This is a genomic window from Mycobacterium venezuelense (genome assembly GCF_054919535.1).
Genome location: NZ_JBONDW010000023.1, coordinates 61,514 through 83,271 on the forward strand (window position 1 = coordinate 61,514; position 21,758 = coordinate 83,271).

Annotated in this window: 16 protein-coding genes; 8 read left to right on the forward strand and 8 right to left on the reverse strand. The window is 66.3% G+C overall.

The annotated features are described in order from the left end of the window. Positions 1-19: 19 nt before the first annotated feature. From recC to recD, 3 genes are read left to right on the forward strand one after another with little or no spacing between them, the layout of a single operon-like run. The gene (gene recC / locus ACRCUN_RS29215; protein ID WP_462145113.1) at positions 20-3,205 is read left to right on the forward strand and encodes an exodeoxyribonuclease V subunit gamma; all 3,186 of its coding nucleotides are present in this window, start codon (positions 20-22) and stop codon (positions 3,203-3,205) included. Then, positions 3,202-6,432 carry an exodeoxyribonuclease V subunit beta gene (gene recB / locus ACRCUN_RS29220; RefSeq protein WP_462145114.1) on the forward strand — a complete coding sequence of 1,077 codons (3,231 nt, stop codon included), beginning with the start codon at positions 3,202-3,204 and terminating at the stop codon, positions 6,430-6,432. Before recC ends, recB begins: the two co-directional genes overlap by 4 nt. Continuing rightward, positions 6,425-8,074: an exodeoxyribonuclease V subunit alpha gene (gene recD / locus ACRCUN_RS29225; RefSeq protein ID WP_462145115.1), complete on the forward strand. Its 1,650-nt coding sequence runs from the start codon at positions 6,425-6,427 to the stop codon at positions 8,072-8,074. Before recB ends, recD begins: the two co-directional genes overlap by 8 nt. Here the strand turns inward: recD and ACRCUN_RS29230 are convergent. After that, positions 8,071-8,220, reverse strand: coding sequence for a hypothetical protein (locus ACRCUN_RS29230; protein ID WP_462145116.1), 150 nt, complete (start codon positions 8,218-8,220; stop codon positions 8,071-8,073). The two genes, recD and ACRCUN_RS29230, sit on opposite strands and share 4 nt — an antisense overlap. Positions 8,221-8,518: 298 nt before the next feature. Here ACRCUN_RS29230 and zwf point away from each other — a divergent pair, with 298 nt between their 5' ends. Further along, positions 8,519-10,018, forward strand: a complete 1,500-nt coding sequence (gene zwf, locus ACRCUN_RS29235; protein WP_462145144.1) for a glucose-6-phosphate dehydrogenase — start codon at positions 8,519-8,521, stop codon at positions 10,016-10,018. A 3-nt stretch (positions 10,019-10,021) separates the two neighbouring features. On the opposite strand, the gene ACRCUN_RS29240 is transcribed toward zwf, so the two are convergent. The 3 genes from ACRCUN_RS29240 to ACRCUN_RS29250 all read right to left on the reverse strand — a co-directional run bounded on the left by ACRCUN_RS29240 (position 10,022) and on the right by ACRCUN_RS29250 (position 12,520). Further along, complete coding sequence (locus ACRCUN_RS29240; protein WP_462145117.1) at positions 10,022-10,357, reverse strand: hypothetical protein; 336 nt, start codon at positions 10,355-10,357, stop codon at positions 10,022-10,024. Positions 10,358-10,436: 79 nt separating this feature from the next. Beyond that, positions 10,437-11,693, reverse strand: a complete 1,257-nt coding sequence (locus ACRCUN_RS29245) for a L,D-transpeptidase (RefSeq protein ID WP_462145118.1) — start codon at positions 11,691-11,693, stop codon at positions 10,437-10,439. A 293-nt stretch (positions 11,694-11,986) separates the two neighbouring features. Continuing rightward, on the reverse strand, positions 11,987-12,520 hold the full coding sequence (locus ACRCUN_RS29250; RefSeq protein WP_462145119.1) for an LOG family protein: 534 nt from the start codon (positions 12,518-12,520) through the stop codon (positions 11,987-11,989). A 172-nt stretch (positions 12,521-12,692) separates the two neighbouring features. Here ACRCUN_RS29250 and ACRCUN_RS29255 point away from each other — a divergent pair, with 172 nt between their 5' ends. After that, positions 12,693-14,318, forward strand: a complete 1,626-nt coding sequence (locus ACRCUN_RS29255; RefSeq protein WP_462145120.1) for a peptide chain release factor 3 — start codon at positions 12,693-12,695, stop codon at positions 14,316-14,318. A 22-nt stretch (positions 14,319-14,340) separates the two neighbouring features. On the opposite strand, the gene ACRCUN_RS29260 is transcribed toward ACRCUN_RS29255, so the two are convergent. Both ACRCUN_RS29260 and ACRCUN_RS29265 read right to left on the reverse strand, forming a co-directional pair. Further along, a complete protein-coding gene (locus tag ACRCUN_RS29260; protein ID WP_462145121.1) occupies positions 14,341-14,721 on the reverse strand; it encodes a type II toxin-antitoxin system death-on-curing family toxin in 381 nt (126 codons plus the stop codon). Continuing rightward, complete coding sequence (locus tag ACRCUN_RS29265; protein ID WP_462145122.1) at positions 14,718-14,915, reverse strand: antitoxin Phd; 198 nt, start codon at positions 14,913-14,915, stop codon at positions 14,718-14,720. The genes ACRCUN_RS29260 and ACRCUN_RS29265 overlap by 4 nt, the downstream gene beginning before the upstream one ends. Before the next feature lie 76 nt (positions 14,916-14,991). Here ACRCUN_RS29265 and ACRCUN_RS29270 point away from each other — a divergent pair, with 76 nt between their 5' ends. Further along, a complete protein-coding gene (locus ACRCUN_RS29270) occupies positions 14,992-15,996 on the forward strand; it encodes a hypothetical protein (protein ID WP_462145123.1) in 1,005 nt (334 codons plus the stop codon). A 10-nt stretch (positions 15,997-16,006) separates the two neighbouring features. On the opposite strand, the gene ACRCUN_RS29275 is transcribed toward ACRCUN_RS29270, so the two are convergent. Then, entirely contained in the window at positions 16,007-16,294 is a 288-nt protein-coding gene (locus tag ACRCUN_RS29275) for a hypothetical protein (RefSeq protein WP_462145124.1), read from the reverse strand. A 113-nt stretch (positions 16,295-16,407) separates the two neighbouring features. Beyond that, entirely contained in the window at positions 16,408-18,738 is a 2,331-nt protein-coding gene (locus tag ACRCUN_RS29280; RefSeq protein WP_462145125.1) for an esterase-like activity of phytase family protein, read from the reverse strand. A gap of 198 nt (positions 18,739-18,936) precedes the next feature. On the opposite strand from ACRCUN_RS29280, the gene ACRCUN_RS29285 reads away from it, so the two are divergent. Together ACRCUN_RS29285 and ACRCUN_RS29290 are read left to right on the forward strand one after the other, a co-directional pair. Then, entirely contained in the window at positions 18,937-20,628 is a 1,692-nt protein-coding gene (locus tag ACRCUN_RS29285; protein ID WP_462145126.1) for a BamB-related PQQ repeat family beta-propellar protein, read from the forward strand. 103 nt (positions 20,629-20,731) lie between these two features. Beyond that, positions 20,732-21,754 carry a TIGR03617 family F420-dependent LLM class oxidoreductase gene (locus tag ACRCUN_RS29290; protein WP_462145127.1) on the forward strand — a complete coding sequence of 341 codons (1,023 nt, stop codon included), beginning with the start codon at positions 20,732-20,734 and terminating at the stop codon, positions 21,752-21,754. Positions 21,755-21,758: the final 4 nt, after the last annotated feature.

Below are 21,758 nucleotides of genomic sequence, written 5' to 3' on the forward strand. Positions count from 1 at the left end.
TCTCATAGGGTGGGTGTCGATGGCACTGCACCTACACCGGGCCGAGCGCACCGATCTGCTGGCCGACGGGCTGGGCGCGCTGCTCGCGGATCCACCACCTGATCCGTTCGCGCAGGAACTCGTTCTGGTGCCGGCCAAGGGCGTCGAACGCTGGCTCAGCCAACGGTTGTCGAATCGGCTCGGCGTGTGTGCCGCGGTCGAGTTCCGCAACCCCCGCTCACTCATCGCCGAGCTCACGGGCACGGCCCACGAGGATCCCTGGTCCCCCGACGCCATGGTGTGGCCGCTGCTCGCGGTGATCGACGAAAGCCTGGACGAACCGTGGTGTGCGACGCTCGCCACCCATCTCGGGCATTTCGAAATGGGTGAGGAGCACGCACTGCGGCAAGGCCGGCGATACGCGGTCGCACGGCGGCTGGCCGGGTTGTTCGCGTCCTACGCCCGGCAGCGTCCGCAACTCCTGGTCGACTGGGCGGGTGTGCCCGACGACTTGTCCTGGCAGGCACCGCTGTGGCATGCCCTGGTGAAACGCGTCGACGCCGACCCGCCTCATGTCCGGCACGCGAAAACGCTTGCCCGGTTGCAGGAATCACCCTCCGACCTGCCGCAGCGGCTGTCACTGTTCGGCCACACCCGGCTGCCCGTTACCGAGGTCGAGCTGCTGACCGCGCTGGCCACGCACCACGATCTGCACCTGTGGCTGCCCCATCCCAGCGACAACCTGTGGCAGTCGCTGGCCGGGCATAAGGGCGCGCTCCCCCGCCGCGAGGACACCAGCCATCGCGATGTCGGCCATCCGCTGCTGGCCACGCTCGGCCGTGACCTCCGCGAACTGCAACGCACGCTGCCGGTCGCCGACACCGACGACTTTCTCAGCGGCACCGACCATCCCGACACGCTGCTGGGCTGGTTGCAGTCCGACATCGCGGCCAACGCGGTTCGGCCGGCCGGGCGCGTGCATCGCCCCTACGACCGCTCGGTGCAGGTGCACAGCTGCCACGGCCCGGCCCGGCAGATCGACGTTCTGCGCGAAGTGCTGCTCGGCCTGCTGGCCGATGACCCGACGCTCGAACCCCGCGACATCCTCGTGATGTGCCCCGACATCGAAACGTATGCACCGTTGATCACGGCCGGATTCGGGCTCGGCGATGTGGTGCACGGCGCCCACCCGGCGCACCGATTGCGGGTCCGGCTCGCGGATCGCGCACTCGTGCAGACAAATCCGCTGCTGTCGGTGGCGGCACAACTGCTCGTGCTGGCCGGCGGGCGGGCAACCGCGAGCGAAGTCCTCAACCTCGCCGAGTCCGGCCCGGTGCGTGCCCGGTTCGGGTTCACCGACGACGACCTCGACGCGATCACGGCGTGGGTGCGCGAAGCCAACATCCGCTGGGGCTTCGACCAGGAGCACCGCCGCCCCTACGGCGTGGAGTTCCTGCACAACACGTGGCGCTTCGGTATGGACCGCGTGCTGGCGGGGGTCGCGATGTCCGACGACTCCCACGCGTGGCTCGACACCACGCTGCCGCTCGACGACGTCAGCAGTAACCGCGTCGAGCTCGCGGGCCGGTTCGCCGATTATGTAGAAAAACTGCGCCAAGCGGTCCATCAGCTCAGCGGTAGCCACCCCTTGGCCGACTGGCTGTCCGCACTCACGGCCGGCATCGACGCGCTCGCGCTCGCTGACGAGGAGTGGCCCGCCGCACAGGTGCAGCGCGAGTTCGCCGGCATCGCCGAAAGTGCCGGGACCACGCAGACGTTGTTGCGGCTCAGCGACATCCGCGCATTGCTCGACCGGCATCTTGCCGGCCGCCCCACTCGCGCCAACTTCCGCACCGGAACGCTCACCGTCTGCACGATGGTGCCGATGCGTTCGGTGCCGCACCGCGTGGTGTGCCTCATCGGATTGGACGACGGGATTTTCCCGCGGCTCGGGGTCATCGACGGTGACGACGCGCTCGCGCGTGATCCGATGACGGGTGAGCGCGACATCCGTTCCGAGGATCGCCAGCTGCTGCTCGACGCGATCGGGGCGGCCACCCAGACGCTCGTCGTCACCTACACCGGGGCCAACGAATACTCCGGGCAGCCCCGACCACCGGCGGTGCCCCTCGCCGAACTACTCGACACGCTCAGCATCACCACCGAGCAGCCCGTCGACGTGGTGACCGAACATCCCTTGCAGCCGTTCGACATTCGCAACGTCATCCCCGGCGAGATGGTGCCAGGCGAACCGTTCACGTTCGACCCGACCGCACTCACCGCGGCGCGGGCCAGCAGCGGGCAGCGGGCCGAGCGGCCGCCGTTCTTCGCGGGCCCGCTACCACCTCCCCCCGCCGACGACGTCGCGCTGGAGGATCTCACCCGGTTCTTCAACGACCCCGTCAAGGGCTTCTTCCGGTCACTGGATTACACGCTGCCATGGGATGTCGAAGGGGTGTCCGACGAGATGCCCGTCGACATCGACGCTCTGGAGGAATGGACCGTCGGCGACCGGATGCTCGGCGACATCCTGCGCGGCATGACGCCCGCCGACGCCCAGCAGGCTGAGTGGCGCCGCGGCACCCTGCCGCCGGGCCAACTCGGCTGGCGCCGGGCCCTCGCCCTGCGCGACCAATGCGCACTGCTGGCCACCGAGGCGTTGCGTTACCGCGACTCCGACGGCCAGGCCTATGACGTCGATGTCGAGCTCGGGTCCGAGCGCCGGCTCACCGGAACGGTCTCGCCCGTATTCGGGGAACGATTGGTGTCGGTGACGTACTCCAAGCTCGACGGCAAGCACCTGCTGCAGTCGTGGATTCCGTTGCTGGCGTTGGCCGCCTGCTATCCGGACCGCGACTGGTCGGCCGTGTGCATCGGCAGGCCCAAACGCGGCAGTTCACCGCGGGTCGAGGGCCTGGGCCGACCGGACGATCCGGTCGAATTGCTCGCCGATCTGGTGACGATCTATGACGCGGGCCGGCGTGAACCGCTGCCATTGCCCGTCAAGACGTCCTATGCGTGGGCGGCGGCCCGGCACGCCGGCGACGACCCGCAGCGTGAAGCCGAATATCGCTGGCGCAGCAACAGGTATCCCGGCGAGGACGAGCAACCCGCGCATGTACGGGCGTGGGGCCGTGGCGCCCCGCTGAGCCGCCTGGTCGGATTGGGTGAGTACGCCGAACGCCTGTGGTTGCCGATGCTGCGCGCCGAAAGGCCGCCCCGGTGAAGACTTTCGACCTGCTCGGGCCGCTGCCCGCCCGCAATACGACGACCGTGCTGGAGGCCAGCGCCGGCACCGGCAAGACGTTCGCGCTGGCCGGTCTGGTGACGCGGCTGGTGGCCGAGGGCGCCGCGACGCTCGATCAGATGCTGCTCATAACGTTCGGCCGGGCCGCGAGCCAGGAATTGCGCGAACGCGTGCGCTGCCAGATCGTCGACGCGCTCGCGGCATTCCAGGACCCGGCGCGCGCCGCCAACGATCTCGAGGTGTACCTCGTCGCCACCGACCAGCAGGCCCGCAGGCAGCGGCTGCGTGACGCACTGGCGGGTTTCGATGCCGCGACCATCGCGACCACGCATCAGTTCTGCCAGATCGTGCTCAAATCGCTTGGCGTGGCCGGGGACAGCGACTCCGGCGTGACGCTCGTAGAAAGCCTCGACGAGCTGGTGTGCGAGATCGTCGACGACCTCTATCTCGCACACTTCGGTACGCAACGCGACGATCCGGAACTCGGCTACGCCGATGCGCTCAAGCTGGCCCGCGTGGTGGTCAACAACCCGGCCACCGAACTCCGCCCGCTCGACCCCGACCCGGACTCGCCGGCCGCGGTCCGGCTCGCGTTCGCGCGCAATGTGTTGTCGGAGTTGGAGATCCGCAAGCGCCGTCGCGGCATCCTGGGCTACGACGATCTGCTCACCCGGCTGGCCGATGCTTTGACGCCTGAGGACTCCGCAGCCCGGGTGCGGATGCAGCAGCGCTGGCCGATCGTGATGGTCGACGAGTTCCAGGACACCGACCCCGTGCAGTGGCAGGTGCTCGAACGGGCGTTCTCCGGGCACGCGACGTTGATCCTGATCGGTGATCCCAAGCAGGCGATCTACGCGTTCCGCGGCGGGGACATCGACACATACCTGCGGGCCGCCGCGACCGCGGGTGACAAGCAAACGCTCGGCACGAACTGGCGTAGCGACAGCGCGCTCGTGGATCGGCTGCAGGCGGTGCTGCGCGGCGCCGAGCTCGGTGGCCCCGACATCGTCGTGCACGACGTGCAGGCCCATCACCAAGGCCACCGGTTGGCGGGCGCGCCGCGCAACGATCCGTTCCGGTTGCGGGTCGTGACGCGAAAACGCGGCGGCACCAGGGTGATTCCGATCGCCGAGCTGCGCACCCACATCGGCAAGGACCTCGCCGCCGACATCGGTGCGCTGCTGACCAGCGGCGCCACCTTCTGTGACCGGCCAGTCGAAGCACGCGACATCGCCGTCATCACCGAGACCCACAAAGATGCCCGCGCGTGCCACACCGCGCTGATCGAGGCCGGCATCCCGGCGGTCTACACCGGCGATTCGGACGTGTTCAATTCCGAGGCCGCCGAGGACTGGCTGTATCTGCTGGAGGCGTTCGACCAGCCACACCGGCCCGGCCTGGTCCGCGCCGCCGCGGCCACGATGTTCTTCGGTGAAACCGCCGAATCCCTTGCCGCAGGCGGTGACGCGCTGACCGACCGTGTCGCGGACACGCTGCGCTCATGGGCCGGGCATGCGCGTGAGCGTGGGGTCGCGGCGATCTTCGAGGCCGCGCAACTCGCAGGCATGGGCAAGCGCGTGCTGTCATGGCAGGGCGGGGAACGCCTGATGACCGACCTCGCGCACATGACGCAGCTGCTGCAAGACACCGCACACCGGCAGGGTTTCGGGCTGCCCGCGTTGCGGGACTGGCTGCGTACGCAGCGTTCGGAGGGCGGCGGCGAGTCCGAGCGCAATCGCCGTCTCGACAGCGACGCGGCCGCCGTGCAGATCATGACGGTGTGGGTCAGCAAGGGCCTGCAGTTCCCGATCGTGTATCTGCCGTTCGCGTTCAACCGCTATGTCCCCGAACCGGATCTGGTGCTGTTCCACGATGAGGGCAAACGCTGCCTCCATATCGGCGGTGTGGATCCGGCGGTCGCGCGGGCCGGCCGTGCCGAGGCCGCGGCCGACGACAGCCGGCTCACGTACGTGGCGATGACGCGCGCGCAGTCCCAGGTGGTGGCGTGGTGGGCGCCGTCGAACGACGAGCCCAACGGTGGCCTGTCGCGGCTGTTGCGGGGCCGGGCGCCCGGCGAGTCCGCGGTTCCCGACAGGTGTGTACCCGCCAAGGTGTCCGACGAGGAGGCGCTGGAGCGGCTACGGGCGTGGGTGGGTGGACCCGTGCTCGAGGAGTCTGTCATCGGCACGTTCACGCCGGTACCGCCCGAAGTCCCACGAGAAGACTTGGTTGTTCGGCATTTTCACCGCGCGATCGATACGGCGTGGCGGCGCACGTCGTACTCGGGCCTGCTGCGGGCCGCCGAAACGGCCGGGGTGTCCAGTGAGCCCGAGGTCATGGAGCTCACCGACGAAGCTGACGACATACCCGTCGTCGCCCCCGCACAGGGTGCCGATGTCCCGTCACCGATGGCGTCCATGCCCACCGGCGCGGCGTTCGGATCGCTCGTGCATGCGGTGCTGGAAACAACCGACCCGTTCGCACCGGATCTCGCCGCCGAGCTCGAGGATCAGATCAAGGTGCACGCGGCGCGCTGGCCTCTCGAACTGGAGGCAGCCGAGCTGGCTGCGGCGCTCATCCCCATGCATGACACGCCGCTGGGACCGCTGGCACCCGGCGTGACACTGCGCGAGATCGGCCTGCGGGACCGGTTGCGCGAACTGGATTTCGAGTTCCCGATGGCCGGCGGTGATCTGCGGGGCGGATCGTTCGCGCGCTTATCCGATGTCGGAGCCCTGCTGCGGGAGCATCTACCCGCTGACGACCCGATGGCCGTGTACGCCGACCGGTTGTCGGTGGGTGTACTGGGCAGCCAGCCGTTGCGCGGTTATCTGTCCGGTTCGGTGGACGCGGTGCTGCGGCTCGACTCCCGGTTCGTGGTCGTCGACTACAAGACGAACTGGCTGGGCACGGGAGATGCATCGCTGACGGCCGCGGATTACGGCCGCGAGCGCATGGTCGAGGCCATGTTGCACTCGGACTACCCGCTGCAGGCCCTATTGTACAGCGTTGTGCTGCACCGCTTCTTGACATGGCGGCTGCCGGGCTATGACCCGGCCGCGAATCTGGGTGGCGTGATGTATCTGTTCGTGCGAGGCATGTGCGGGGCGGCGACGCCCGTCGTCGACGGACACCCCGCCGGCGTGTTCAGCTGGGAACCACCCCCGGCGTTGGTCGTCGCACTTTCGGAGCTGCTCGATGCTTGACGCGTTCGCCGAGATCCTCGAGCCGGCCGATGTGCATGTCGCACAACGGTTGACGGCGCTGGCCAAAGAACCGGACAAGTCCGTCGAGCTCGCGGTTGCGTTGGCGGTGCGCGCACTGCGGGGCGGTTCGGTGTGTGTGGATCTGCGGTCGGTGGCCAAGCAGGTCGAATTACCGTCGTTGCCGTGGCCGGATCCTGAGGCGTGGTTGGCAGCGGTCCGGGCGAGCCCACTGCTGAGCACTCCCCCGGTGCTGCGGCTGTTCGGTGATCTGCTGTACCTCGACCGGTACTGGCTCGAAGAGCAGCAGGTGTGCGATGACGTGCTGACCCTCGTCGGCGCACGCACGGAGAGTGCCGCACCGGACGTGACGCGGTTGTTCCCCGCGGGCTTCGAGGAGCAGCGCGCGGCGGCGAATGTCGCGCTGTCACAGGGGTTGACGGTGCTGACGGGTGGGCCCGGCACCGGTAAGACGACGACGGTCGCGCGCCTGCTGGCACTGCTCGCCGAGCAGGCCGCGCTGGCGGGCCGGCCGCCACTGCGGATCGCGTTGGCCGCGCCGACAGGCAAGGCCGCGGCGCGGTTGCAGGAGGCCGTGCAGTTGGAGGTGGACCGGCTCGATGCCGTGGACCGGTCGCGGCTTTCGGGTCTGCAGGCCACCACACTGCACCGGCTGCTCGGCCCGCGGCCCGATACGTCGTCGCGGTTTCGGCATCATCGCGCGAACCGGTTGCCGCACGACGTGATCGTGGTCGACGAAACGTCGATGGTGTCGCTGACCATGATGGCCCGGCTGTTGGAGGCCGTGCGCCCGCAGACGCGCCTGCTGCTCGTAGGCGATCCCGATCAGTTGGCTTCGGTCGAGGCGGGCGCGGTGCTGGCCGACCTTGTCGACGGCCTCGGTTCGCGCGGCGTGGCGGCACTCAAGACCTCGCATCGGTTCGGTGAATCGATCGGCGCGTTGGCGTCGGCCATCCGAGCCGGGGACGCGTCGTCGGCAATCGAGGTGCTCGCGGCCGGCGGTCCGCACATCGAATGGGTGCGCGACGACGCGACCGAACGGTTGCGGGACGTGCTTGTCCCGCATGCACTTCAGCTGCGTCAGGCCGCGATACTCGGTGACGCGCGCACGGCGTTGTCGACGCTTGACGAGCATCGTCTGCTGTGCGCGCATCGCCGCGGGCCATTCGGGGTCACGCACTGGAACCGTCAGGTTCAGCGTTGGCTCACCGAGGAGACCGGCGAGCCACTGTGGGGCTCGTGGTACATCGGGCGCCCAATCCTGGTGACGGCCAACGACTATGGCCTCAAGCTCTACAACGGCGACGCGGGCGTCACGGTCGCCACCCCGGACGGCATGCGTGCCGTCGTCGGCGGGTTGGGATCGTTCGCGACCGGCCGGCTCACCGAGGTCGAGACCATGCACGCGATGACGATCCACAAGTCTCAGGGCAGTCAGTCCGATGAGGTGACTGTCTTACTGCCGTCGGAGGACTCGCGGTTGTTGACGCGTGAGCTGTTCTACACCGCGGTGACACGGGCGAGGACGCGAGTACGCGTCGTCGGCGCCGAATCGGAAGTGCGCGCGGCGATCGACCGGCAGGCCGTCCGAGCGACCGGCCTGCGGGCGCGGTTGAGGCTTTAGACGGCCTTCCCCGCGAAGAACGCGCCGGAGATCAGTCCGATCGCAATGGCCAGGGTGGGCAAGCCCATCGCGACGGCCACGACAACACCAGCGATCGCACCGATGCCGAGCACCAGCATCAATACGCCTACAAATGCTCCGACCATTGACCTGCCCTTTCTATGACTGCGGTCACAATGTACATCCTTCGTGGGCTGAATCACAGGCAGATCGCGCACTAGTTTGGTTAACAATTTCGCGGCAAAATGTATAGCTGAGCTTGGTGAATGCATTCAGCTGGCGATTTTCGCGCATCGCTTGCGCGTTCCGGGCTCTACGGCGGTGAACGCGCAGGTGAGGACAGAATGATCGCTAACAAGCGTCGTCGCTGTATTTGATCGCCCGCTCAGGAGTGGGCTGTTAGTTAACCCAACCGACGCCACCAGTGCATGACCGAGTGCCAGTATTCGGGACGTGGCTCCTGACAAAGCGTCATCTATCGCCTATCCGGCCCCCGGTTCCCGCCCGCTGCGGCACGACAACGAGGCGTTGCCGCCGCACATCATCGTGTTGTTCGGCGCGACCGGCGATCTGGCAAAACGCAAGCTCCTGCCCGGCCTGGCCTATCTGGAGCAGTCGACGTTCAGCCCCGACATTCGCGTGGTCGCGACGTCGCTCGAGGACTTCACCGACGAGCAGTTCCTCAAGCACGCCAAAGAGGCCATCGACCAGTTCGCCTCCCGCAAGCCCACCGATGAGCAGTGGGCGAGCTTCGCGAGCAAGGTGCACTACGTTCCGCAGAGCGCAGGCCCGCAGGCCCTGGCCGCTGCCGTCGCCGCCGCAGAAGCCGAGCTCGGCGCCGATGCCCGTCGGCTGCACTATCTTTCGGTGCCGCCCAAGGCCGCCCAGTCCGTCATCACGATGCTCAAGGACGCCGATCTGGTGAAGCGGGCCAAGGTCGTGATGGAGAAGCCGTTCGGCACCGATCTGGAAAGCGCGGTGCTGCTGAACGCCTTCGTGCACAGGACGTTCAAGGAATCGCAGATCTTCCGCATCGACCACTTCCTCGGCAAGGAGGCCGCACAGAACATCCTGGCGTTCCGGTCCGCGAACGGGCTGTTCGAGCCGATCTGGAATCGCAACTTCATCGACCACATCCAGATCGACATACCCGAGAAGCTCGGCCTCGACCAACGCGCCAATTTCTACGAGAGCACGGGCGCCTTCAAGGACATGGTGGTCACGCATCTGTTCCAGGTGATGGCGTTCGTCGTCATGGAGCCGCCGACCGCACTCGAACCGCGGGCCATCAGCGAGGAGAAGAACAAGGTCTTCCGGTCGATGCTGCCCATCAACCCGGCCGAGGTGGTGCGCGGGCAATACCAGGGTTACCGCGACGAGGTCGGCGTCGCACCGGATTCCGAGACCGAGACGTTCATCGCGCTCAAGGTCGGCATCGACAACTGGCGCTGGGCCGGCGTGCCGATCTATCTGCGTACCGGCAAGAAAATGGCTGAGGGGCAACGGATCATCTCGATCGCGTTCAAAGAGGCCCCGCGCACGATGTTCCCCGCCGGCTCGGGTGTCGGGTCGCAGGGTCCCGACCATCTCACGTTCGATCTGGCCGACGAGTCGAAGGTGTCGCTGTCGTTCTACGGCAAGCGGCCCGGGCCCGGCATGCGGCTGCAGAAACTGTCGATGCAGTTCTCGACCGAAGAAAGCGGCGCCGCGGCCGATGTGCTCGAGGCCTATGAACGGCTGATCCTCGACGCGATGCGCGGCGACCACACGTTGTTCACGACGGCCGAGGGCATCGAATCCCTGTGGGAGCGGTCGGCGCCGCTACTGGAGGATCCGCCGATCGTGAAGATGTACCCCGTCGGGACGTGGGGCCCCAATGCCATCCATCAGCTGATCGCGCCGAATGCGTGGCGGTTGCCGTTCGAGCGGGTGTGGCGCGAGTAGACGTCACGACAAGTACAGGGCGACGACGCCCAGCACGGTCGCGACCAAGAACAGCAGCGTCGCGATTCGCATACCCCGGGCCCGCAGCGATCGCGGTAACGCCAACGGAAGGGCGAGCACCCACGCCAGACCGAACGGTATGTACGCGAGGACGCCGAAAATCATGCCGTAGCCGTGCGGATCTTCTGCCGGGTCCGTCGCGTACGCCGAACTGAGCACCATCCACACAATGAGCATCCAGACGACCAGCGCGGCTACTCCGATGATTCCGGCCGCGCACCGACCGACGATCGAAGCTGCTTCTGCCCATGTGGTTTTGGGCGGCTGCTGGTAGACCATGTCACCCCCGGTGTCAGGTCAAGCGTAAGGGTGGCACCGAGGGGTTGGACGCGGCAGTTTCTTCGGACGCCCTACGCCATCAGGCGAGCGCGCTGCCCTTACGCCACTGCTCCCACGGGATGGTCCAGTCGCCGTTGTTGTCGGGCTTGAGCGGGTCGCCACCGGTGTTGCGGATCTCGACGATGTCGCCCGGCACCGAGAAGTTGTAGAACCACTCGGCGTTCTCGCCGCTGAGGTTCAGGCAGCCGTGGCTGACGTTGGTGTTGCCTTGCGCCCAGATCGTCGAGTTGAGCTGGTGCAGGTATATGCCGTCCATGCTGATGCGGGTCGCGTACGGGATCGTCGTCTTGTACCCGAGCCGCGAGTTGACGGGCAGGCCGTAGGTTGAGGAATCCATGACGACGGGGTTGGCCTTGTCCATCACGGTGTAGATGCCGCGTGGGGTCCAGAAGCTCATCGTGGTGCCGCCGACGGTTTCGGTGCCGCCCATGCCCATCGAGGTCGGCATCGTGCGCACCAGCTTGCCGTTCTCGAACACGCTGACCTGTTTGGTCTTGTCGTCGGCGATCGACACGTGGGAGTCACCGATCGTGAACGAGATCTTCTCGTCCTGTGCGCCGTAGAGGTCATCGCCGAGGCGGGCACCGTAGATCGAGGCGTTGACGGTGACCTTCGTGCCGGGCTTGTAGTACTTCTCCGGGCGCCAGTGCGCGGTCTGGTCGTCGATCCAGTTCCACGCGCCGACGGCCTTCGGCTCGGTGGTGACCGTCATGCGTCGTTCGGCGCTGGCCTTGTCGGTGACGGGCTCGTCGAAGCGCGCGACGATCACCATCCCGACGCCGTACTTCGCGCCGTCCTGCAGCGGCGCGCCGGACGTGCCGTTGAGGTAGACGCGGGCCTGGTAGCCCGGGGTCAGGGTGCTGAAGGTTGAGGTCTGCTTCGTCGGCATCCCGCCGGGGCCCTTGGCCGCGACGGTCAGCGTGTAGGTGCGGCCATAGCCGAGCGACGTCGTCGGCTTCCAGGTCTTGGCATCCGGCGTCAGGACGCCAGGGATCTCCTTGCCTGTGTCGTTCACCATCTTCACGCTTGTGACGGTTCCCGTCGTGGCCGTCACCATGACGCGCGCCAGCGGATCGACTTCGGCGTTCGGCTTCGGGGTGATCGCGAGTTTGGCCGGCTCCGTCGGCGACGGCTGCGGGACGCCCTGCGGAGGGCTGGCCACCGTCTGGCAGTGCTCACCGCAGTCCGGCAAGGCCGTGACGGCGACTCCACCCAAGACCGCGAGCACAGCGAGTGCGGCCGCAAGGCAGGCACGACGAACAGACGACAACATCACTCCAATGTGGTTCGGCGAAGGCCAGTTTGATCGGGATCCCGATCGGTGGCTCAATCGTAGCCGGGTCGGCGGCTGGCCGCCGTAACGCCTCCGCGCTGTGGGCGAGTCGTGATCGGGTCGTTGTGATCAGGGTGTCGTGCCGGGCTGCTTGATCACAACTGTCACACCAGTCCCCCGGAGGAAGCACACATACGGTCTAGTAGTGCGATATCACCCGTGATATCGCACTACTAACTCATCAGGCTCCTCAGATTTCGGCTTGGCACCGCGCCTGCACCACTCCTCAAGTGCGCCTAGGCTGACCCGCGCTCCAAGTACGCGAGGGCCTCGCCCGGCTCATCGGTGACGTACACCAGCTCGTCGAGTGCCACGGGCAGAAAGCCGTCCTGCTCCATCCGCCGCAACTGGATCACCAACCCGTCGTAAAAACCGGCCGTGTTCAGCAGCACCACCGGTTTGTCGTGGTGCCGGTGCTTACGCAGTTCGAGGATGTCGGTGGCCTCGTCGAGCGTGCCCAGGCCCCCGGCCATCACGACCATCGCGTCCGAGCGCGCCAGCAGCGTGGCCTTGCGTTCACCGAGATTCGCGGTGAACACCATCTCATCGGCTTCGGCCCGCGCCTTCGTTCGCAGGAACTCGACGGAGATACCGACCAGTCGACCGCCGCTCTTCTGCACCCCGTCCGCCACGACCTTCATCAGCCCGACGTCCGATCCGCCCCAGACCAGCGTGTGGCCGCCCTTGCCGAGAAGCTCGGCGAACTCCCGCGCAGGCTCGGTGTAGCGGGCGTCGAGGTCGGCGGCGGACAGGAAGACGCAGATGTTCATGAAGGCTCCGGACTGGTACAGGTGACACCTCAGGTAACCACAATGGTCACACCAGCACCGGCCAGCAGGTGCGTACGCGGTGCTGGAGTGCGATATCACCGGCGATATTGCACTTCGGAACCACCGCCCGATTACTGATTTACCCCTGGTCGCCCATACCATTTCTGGCGAGATGACCGACAATGCCCTCGACACCCCCACCACCTCCGATGCCCGGTCCGCAGGCCGGATCGCTGCCGAAGCGCAGCGCCGCCGCACCTTCGCCGTCATCAGCCACCCCGACGCCGGTAAGTCCACGCTGACCGAGGCGCTGGCACTGCATGCGCGCGTGATCACCGAGGCCGGCGCGATCCACGGCAAGGCCGGGCGGCGCTCCACGGTGTCGGACTGGATGGAGATGGAGAAGGCCCGCGGCATCTCGATCACGTCGACGGCGCTGCAGTTCCCGTACCGCGACTGCGTCATCAACCTGCTCGACACCCCCGGCCACGCCGACTTCTCCGAGGACACCTACCGGGTGCTTACGGCCGTGGACTGCGCGGTGATGCTCATCGACGCCGCGAAAGGCCTTGAGCCGCAGACCCTCAAGCTGTTCCAGGTCTGTAAGCATCGCGGCATTCCGATCATCACGGTGATCAACAAGTGGGACCGCCCCGGCCGCCACGCCCTGGAGTTGATGGACGAGATTCACGAACGTATCGGGCTGCGGACCACTCCCCTGACTTGGCCCGTCGGCATCGCCGGTGACTTCAAGGGCGTGATGGACCGCCGCAAAGGTCACTACATCCGGTTCACCCGCACGGCCGGCGGTGCGACTGCCGCTCCCGAGGAGCACATTCCCGCGGCGGACGCGACGGACGCGGCCGGTGTGGACTGGGAGACCGCGGTCGAGGAATCCGAACTGTTGTCGGCCGACGGCTCCGACTTCGACCGGGACGCGTTCCTCAGCGGTGAGTCGTCGCCGGTGCTGTTCACGTCGGCGGCGTTGAACTTCGGCGTGAACCAGCTGCTCGATGTGCTCGTCGAGCTTGCCCCGGCGCCCAGCGGTGCGGTCGACGTCGACGGCGTCCGGCGGGCCACCGACGCGCCATTCAGCGCGTTCGTGTTCAAGGTGCAGGCCGGTATGGACTCCGCGCACCGCGATCGCATCGCCTACGCGCGGGTGGTCTCGGGCACGTTCGAGCGCGGCGACGTGCTCACCCATGCCGCCACCGGCAAGCCGTTCGTCACGAAGTACGCGCAGTCGGTGTTCGGCCAGCAGCGCTCGACGCTCGACGATGCCTGGCCCGGCGACGTCATCGGGTTGGCCAACGCGGCGGCCCTTCGCCCCGGCGACACGCTGTATCGCGATGTGCCCGTACAGTACCCGCCGATCCCGAGCTTCTCCCCCGAGCATTTCGCGGTGGCCCGCGGAACCGATCCCAGCAAGCACAAGCAGTTCCGCCGCGGCATCGAGCAGCTCGAGCAGGAAGGCGTCGTACAGGTGCTGCGCTCGGACAACCGTGGCGACCAGGCGCCGGTGTTCGCGGCCGTCGGCCCGATGCAGTTCGAGGTGGCGTCGCACCGCATGGCGACCGAGCTCAGCGCACCGATCTCGTTGGAGTCCCTGCCCTATCAGGTCGCGCGGATCGTCGACCCGGAGGACGCCGACTTCGTGAATCGCCAAGTGTCAGCAGAGGTTTTGACGCGTACCGACGGCGTGATGCTCGTGCTGTTCTCGACGCCGTGGCGCCTGGAAGGGTTCCAGCGCGACAACCCGAACATCAAGCTGCGATCGTTGGTGGCCGCGGAGGGATAGCCGCCCGGAATCGGCGGGTACCTCACTCGGCAGCAAAACTGAAAAGCGATGCGGCGATTTCGCTCACGTCGCAATCCCGTGTCGCCACCTCGTTCATGAGGTCCTCGGCCCGATCGACGTCAAAGTCCGCGGCCAGCTCGAAGCCATTGATATGCAGGAAGGTCCAGGCCGCGGCCCACGCGGTGCGCTTGTTCCCGTCGACCAGCGCATGATTACGCGCCAGTGACTGCAACAACGCAGCGGCCTTGTCCCATATCTCCGGATACGCATCAACACCGAACACAGTTGTTTGCGGACGAGTGACCGCGGCATCGAGCAAGCCGTAGTCGCGCACCTTCAGCTCCCCGCCGAACGCAATCGACCCCGCGGTGAGAACGTCATCGCGGTCCAGGTATTCGGTCACGCCAAGCGTCGGTTGAGTTCAGCTGAACGCTCAGCCACGAGGCGGGCCGCCTCTGCGACTCTGCGCTTGTGCATGCTCGCGCGTTCCATCACAGCTGCGTGCGCGAACTTCTTCAACGACAGATCATCGGCCTGAGCGGCCGCTCGGATCTGCTCCATCTCCTTGTCGTCAAATTCGATGTTCAGCGAAGGCATACATCGAGAATACCGCGTTTGGTACCTAAACAGGTACCAAAACTCGACGCCGACCGACACATGCGACGATGCCAGCATGTCTGTCGATTGGTTCGAGCGTCTGACGGGATTCCGCGAGCTCGGCTACCACGCAACTCGTGAACGCCTCACCGTTGAGGGCTCCACGCTGATCTCCCTCGTCAACGAAAAGCGCTATGGCATCGGTGAACTCACGCTGCCGTCGTTGGCGGAGCTCCGCCGCCGCGCACCCGCGGCGACCGGGCGACGCAGTACTGTCAGGCCCCTGATCGGCGACGCCCGCGCGTTGCATGCCGCGCCCGAGTTTCACGGCGCCACCATTCAGGTCGCGTCGCAGTTCAACGTGCTGGAGATGACGTCACCGCATGTCACGCCCGAAGACGGCGTCACGCGCTACGAACAAGACCACACGCAGGGGCCGGCGTGCGCGATGGCCGCCGGCGCGGCGACCATCTTCCGCAACTACTTCGCCGATGTCGACGGGCAAGCCGGGCAGACCCGTGACCGTCAACTCGATACATTGGCTGGACTCGGTGCGGCATTCTCAGCCGGGCTGGGCCGGCCGGTCGCCGACCTGTGGGAGATGCGCAACGGGTATGCGCTGTGTACGCCGCAAGGTCTCAGCGCTGTCGCCGACTTGCTGACCGACTACTCGGATACCGAACGCGACGAACTTCGCGGCAAGCTGGCCATCGGACTGCACCGCGACGTCGAGGTCACCGATGTTCCGGGCGCGAATCAAGCAGTGTCCCAGGCGTTCTGCTCCGCGCTGCCCGTCGCCTACGGTGTGCCCAGTCCGCACTGGGAACCGTTCGCGCGACTCGTCCTCGAAGCCACCTACGAGGCGACGCTGCTCTCGGCGGCCGAACAGGCCCCCGCCGGAAGGTCGAACGTCGTGCTGTTGACCCGGGTGGGAGGCGGCGTCTTCGGGAACCACGACGCCTGGATCGACGACGCGATCGCGCGTGCACTGCTCATCGTCGAACACCGCGGCTTGGACGTCCGCCTCGTCAGCCGGGGCGCCGTGCACGACTCATTCGCGCGGATCGCGCGGGAGTGGTGAGGCTGAGCGATCACACGGGCAACCCGCCGATCTCGCCCAATGAGAGCCCGGCCTTTCGGCCGGCGAATACGGCGTTGTCGTAATGCTCTTGAGCTCGTTCGAGATCGTCTCGCGCATGGGCAAGTTCGCGCAAGCTTGCCCCGCTCAGCAGATCTGCGATGACGGGATCTGGCCCGAGGTCCGCCGGCACGGGTTCACGGGCGGCAACTTCGCGCTCGAATTCCTCGTACGACTGACGCAGGAACACCTGTAGCTCGGGATCGGTGGCCCACCACGGTGCTTTCTTCGCTGTCCCCATCGCGTCCTCTTTGTCGCGCCGTCAAATTTCTTGACGGTTTGCTGGGGAGTACGTCCCCAGAGACTGACAAGTCGGTGGTGAGCAGCTCCGGCCCCGTTTACCCAACGCCCGTTCTAGCCCTTCAGCGCCGCCGCGGCCGGGCCGAGGTCGAGGAACTGCGTCTCGCCGTTGGCGTCGTCGAGTCCGTCGTTGTCGGTGACCACATATAGGTTCTGGTTGCCGGCGATCGCGAACCCTTCGACCTTCTCCTGCACGAATCCGTTGGGCGCCTGCAGGTCGGGCAACAGGTTGCGGGCCAACGTCTTCTGCAGGACCTGCGGGGCCTGGCCGGCTGAGGTCAAGCCCACGCCCTCGGGGATGGCGACGCGATAGATGGCCTTCACGCGGGCGTCGGGACCGTTGAGCTTGTCGCGCTCGAGTACCAGCAGCTGACCGTCGTGAACGGCGATCTCGGACAAGCCAATCCAGTCGCCCTCGGCCTTCGTCTCGTCGAGCGGGTAGCCGAACCACTCCCACTTGTCCCCGTCCGGGGTGTAACGACCGATCCGAACCACGCCCTTCGGGTCGGTCTTGGTTTCACGCTGCACCGCTACCCACACCGAATCACCGTCGACCGCAACGCCTTCCAGGCCCTGCCCGCCGAGCCCCGACGCGATGTCTTGCGGCAGCGGCACCCGCTTTTCGATCTTGCCGTCGGCCGCGACGTAGACAAGCTGGTTGCCGGGACCTTCCTCGCCCTCCACGGCCAACACGAATCCGCCGTCGGGACGAGCGGACACGCCTTCGGTGTCGAGCGTGACGGGCTTGCCGTCTTCGGTGATCGCCAATTGGGTGTCGATCAGCGCCGGCTTCTGCGACACGTCGATCCCGAGAATGCGGGCCGGGCCATAGGCGATGTCGGTCGCGGTGTAGAGCCGGTTTTCGTTCTCCGGATCGGCCGAGAGCGCGCCGAGCGCACCCCAGCCGATGGGCTTACCGTCGACATCGCCGGAGACGATCGACGGGAACGCAGGCTTGCCGTCGGCGGCGAACTGCTCGCCGTACCCGTAGACGTTCACCGAGGCCCGCACCCGCGCCTCGGCGTCGTCGGCCTCCGATGAGATCGCCAGCAGGTTGCGCGACGGGATCGGCAGAACGCCCTCCGGGCCCGGCGTCGTGGGGAGGATCTGCCGGAACACCGGATTCTTCGGATCGCTGACGTCGTAGACGGCGACGAAATTGCTTCGCTCCGAAGCAATCAGGGCTGTCGGTTTGCCGCCGAGCTCGGTGATGGCCAAGCCTTCCGGTTCCGGGCCCTTGGCTTCGGCGCGGCCTTCGATGTGCAGACCCGTGCGCACCGCGAGTTGCTCGAAGGAGTTGCCGGCATCCCAGACAGGCTGACCACTGTTGGCGTCGAAGATCGTCCAGCCGCGGGTGCCGCCCTTCCAGTCGCCTTCGTTGGCGGTCGCGACATGATCGTCGCCGATCCAGCCGATGGCGTCGGGCTCGCGCGGTGTGTCGGAGATCGAACCGCTCTGGTCGAGGTTGCCGTCCTCTTTGGTGTCGATGCCTTCGACCGATTCGCTTCCGGCGCTGAAGATTTTCTGCACCTGCCCGGTGCGACCGTCGATGATCGCGAAGCCGTTGTTCTCCTGCAGCGTCACCGCGACCTGGCCGCGGGAGTTGATGCTGACGTATTCGGGTTCGAGATCTTCAGGCGTGTCGAGGCCGGCTTGCCGCGCTGCTTCGACATCGAAGTCGACCTTGCGGGGTTTCCAGGTGTTCGGCGCACCCTTGAGATCGATGAGTTGCACGAATCCCGTTGGCGGCTGCGGAAGGTCGCCTTCCTCCTTGCCGGGCGGGGTGAACTCCTCGTTGCGCTGGTTCTCCATGGCGATCGCGGCGAACGAGCCGTCGGGGCTGATGGCGATCGAGTCGGGCTGCCCGCCGAGGTCGATGCTATGCACGCGGGTGCGGTCGGCGATCCGGACGATGTCGACGCGGCCCTTGGGGTTCGCGAAGTCACCGCCGGTGGTATCGACGACGACCAGGACGAACTCACCGACGGCCGCCACCGACGTGGGCTGGTCGTCTTTGTGGCCGAGTTCTTCGAGTGAAATCGTGCCCTGACCAACCGGTTTGGCGGGGTCTTTGATGTCGACGAAGCCGATGCGCTTGGCAGCGGCGTCGGTGTAGATGACCGTGTTGCCGTCGGGGGTGACGGTCGAGATCTCGGCGACGGTTTCCTTGTCGACCGGGTCTTCGGCGGGCTTATTGAGGTATACCGGGTAGGTCGCGGTGCGGTGGTAGCGGTCCGCGTCTGGGACGTTCCAGTCGATCGGCGACGTCGCCTTCGGGGTGTCCGGCTTCGTCTCGTCGGCCTTCTGGTCCTCGGTGGAGCATCCCGCCAGGATCAGCGCCACTGCCGTGCTGAGCGCTGCAGCGCGAGCCGCGTCCTTCCTCATTCGTCACCCTCTTCAGTTGTGCCGATGCGTCGGCTGAGCTTTGCGTGGGCAGGTGACGGGTTGGGGGTCTGCGGGTGAATTCTCGGGAACATGTCGGTGGTGAACCAATGGGTCCCATTCGTCACATCAGTAACGCGGGAGTTTCGGCCACACGGTTTCGAAGTGCGATATCACATGCGATATCGCACGTGCTGAGGCTTGACCGTTGGTCGCAAATTTGCCGCGACTTCGATGCGTTCACGCCCGATACTCTTCAAGCTGATGAACGAAGAGGTCCGAGCGAAGCCTCACCGGGTGCGAAGCATCCTTGTGGGAATCGGTGTAGGTGCCGCGATCGCGACGGCTGTGGCAGCGGTCATCGTCCCTGTCGCCATGTGGCGGACCAGTTCCTCGAGCGACGCACTATCGCATCCGCTGACAGGCATGGGCGCCGTTTCACTCACCGTCGGGGTGTTGGTGCTCATCGCATTCGGCTTGCGGCTGATCATCCGGAATCCGGTGTGGGCGGTTCCGTTCGCAATGACCGGATTTGTTGCCGTGTGGCTGACTGCGTGGGGCGTTTGGAAAATCAGCGATCTGCTCAAGGCCCGCCCCTGGCTGCCTTTTCTGGACTCGACCGGGGCCTGGGTACTCGCTGTCGCCGCCGTGATGGCCGCCATCGCGGCTGCTATTTTGAGTCTGGCGACCACAGCCTTCGTCAGAGAGGCGCATCTCGGGACGGTGTTGTGTGTCTTCGTCGTCGCGGCCGTCGCAGTCTCGGTGCCGGTCTATCGAGCAGTCGAGGGTTATCGAGGAAGTGTCTGGTATCCCGCGCTCACCAGCAAGTCGGCTCCGCCCGCCTCACCACCTGTCGCCATCGGCCCGGTCCGGTATCGGGTGTCCCTTGACGGTGATTCAGATCCCAACATCGCTCGCGTCGGCAACGGCTTCGTCACTCGCTCGCCCGACGGGGTGACAGCCTACGATGGGCCAACCGGAGACAAGCGATGGAGCGCAACGGGTTTCGCATCACGAACTGGCACAAAGCTCCAAGCTGTCGAAGTGGTCTGGCGTGACAGTGCGGACACTGTGGGAATCGTCGTGCTGTTCTTGAAAAACGCTGTCATCGCGCTCGACGGCGGTACAGGCGAGGTGATGTGGCGCCATGAGTACACCGGGGACCTGAACGGGGCCAGTGGCGGAACCGACGCACTCGGAATGACCGTGTTCAATGCAGAGGCCGTCACCGATCGCTCACTACTCTATTCGCTGGACCCGCTATCAGGACACGTGCGGTGGAGCCAGCCCAGCTCATGCAACTCCATTGCCCCAGGCCTTCCCGGCCAGTTCACCGTCGGATGCGCCACGAAACCGCCGTCGGTCATCGACGCACGCACCGGGAACACCACCAACGTGCCCGCCACCCGTCACCTCACGCCGGGAACCGACGTCTACGTCTCCACAACTGCCCACCCGACGGGCGCGAAACCGACGGACGTGACACTCGTGATCGATCCTCACGGCCAGATCGTCGATCAGGTTGCTGGAGCATCGCCCGTTTCTCCTGCCAACAACGGACTGTTGCTCCTTCATGGCGGTGGAAACTCCTGGGAACTGCGCGATTACCGGAAGCGTCAGTCGACTCCAGTTCCAATCCACCTCGACATCACGTACGGGCTTCAGGACGTCGAAGCGGCGTGGCTCGAAAATGGGCTGGCCATCACCTCAGCGGGACGGGACGACCAGCCGTTGCTCTTCGTTGACCGGACGACGCCCACCGCCGAACCAATCAGCGAGCAGGGGCCATGCCCGCGCTACGAGCCCGCATGGTCGCTCCAAGCGGTCCCCGGTGCGCTCATCGCGCAATGTGCCGCGGCTGCTGTCGTTGGCCTCGGCCCCTCGTCCCACTGACGTCACACTGACAACGCGGGGCAGTGTCGCAATCCCATATGCGCGACAACACATCCGATCGATCGCGCCTAATGGCGATTCAAGCCGACGTACCGTTCCCACCGTGTATGTCGATGCGATGACTACTCCGCAGCCGTTAAACAAGATCGGCGACCTCGCCCGACGCACCCAAGACGCGGGCTTCTCGGGTCTGCTGTTCACCGAGACCGGTCGTACCGCCTATCTCAATGCCGCGCTAGCTTCCCAGGCTGCGCCCGGTCTTGAACTCTCGACCGGAGTGGCCGTGGCCTTCCCGCGCAGCCCGTTCGTCACGGCGGCGACGGCGTGGGAGCTCCAAGAGGCGACCAACGGGCGGTTTCGGCTCGGGCTTGGCACGCAGGTGCGCACTCATGTCGTCCGGCGTTACGGCGTGGACTTCGAACATCCGGGCCCGCGGTTGCGTGATTACGTGCTCGCGGTGAAAGCGTGCTTCGCCGCGTTTAGGACCGGCACGCTCGACCACCATGGCGAGTTTTACGACCTCGACTTCATCACCCCGCAGTGGAGTCCGGGACCGATCGACGCGCCCGATCCGAAAGTCGATGTGGCCGCGGTGAACCCGTGGATGTTGCGGATGGCAGGTGAAGTCGCCGACGGCGTGCATGTCCACCCGCTCGGCGAGATCGGCTACATCAAACGTCACGTCCTTCCGAATATTGCTGCGGGAGCGTCAAAGTCCGGACGAGCACCGTCGGACATCGCGGTGATCGTGCCGGTCATGACGATCGTCGGCGACACCGACGAGGAGCGTCACAACGAACGCGAACTGGTGCGGGCCAGCATGAGTTTCTATGGAAGCACTCCGAACTACGCGTTCATCTGGGATGAGGCCGGTTTCGAGGGCACCACCGCGCGGATCCGTGAGAAGCAGAAGGCCGGTGACTTCAAAGGCATGGCCGCGCAAATCACCGACGAGCACATCGCAGCGTTCGCCGTCGAGTCCACGTGGGACGGCTTGGCCGACGCACTCATCGAGAAGTACGGCGGAATCGCCACACGCGTTGTCTTTTACAACGCTCTCAGCGATCCTGACCGCTTCGAACGCTATGGCGCCGTCGCGAGACAGCTCGCAACGTCGCGTACCTAAGCGA